This window comes from Halorubrum sp. SP3 (assembly GCF_005435195.1).
GTDB lineage: Archaea > Halobacteriota > Halobacteria > Halobacteriales > Haloferacaceae > Halorubrum > Halorubrum sodomense.
In genome coordinates this window covers 1-565 of the sequence record NZ_SGTU01000267.1, presented here as the reverse complement: position 1 = coordinate 565, position 565 = coordinate 1, and the positions used below count along the sequence as shown (strand labels likewise).

Below are 565 nucleotides of genomic sequence, written 5' to 3'. Positions count from 1 at the left end.
TCGCCACCGAGATTCATGCGTACGTTATTGGGCGATCCCGACAGGGACACGAGTGTATCTGCGGGGAACCAAGGTAGTGATTGCGTCTCTATCAGTCGTGGGGAGGTGGTCGGTTCTATTAACCAACACAGGAGACAATAGGACGATATTGTTGGTTAAGCAGATTGGGATTCGTAGTTTACTCAGGGGTAAACTACTTTGACACTCACAGTCGAATACGCAGCTATCGGCGCCAGTTTGGTCGAGAAGGACGACACGACCCAACGCAAACTCGTCCACTTCGTCACCCAACAGACGCGGTTCGCGCTGATTAACAACATCCTCCAGCATCCCGACCAGCTGCCCTCGATGTACGAGCTTGAGGAGCTCAACCCCAGCGTGAGCGATGCCACCGTTTACAAGCACATCCAGAAACTCATCGACGCCGGCATCGTCACAGAGGTTGCCCTGGACGACGACCATCGCCGGCAGGGCTACCCTTGGAAGTTCTATGGCCTGACCGACGAGGGGCGGGAGTTCCTGGCAGAGCACAACCTGCTCGCTGCGGAGGAGACGCTCCAGCAGA

The 565-nt window shown here is 56.1% G+C and carries 1 protein-coding gene; it reads left to right on the top strand.

All coding sequences use genetic code 11. The annotated features are described in order from the left end of the window. Window positions 1-237 precede the first annotated feature (237 nt). Window positions 238-565: MarR family transcriptional regulator (locus EXE42_RS16515; RefSeq protein WP_241988428.1), on the top strand; the 328-nt coding region annotated here is incomplete at its 3' end.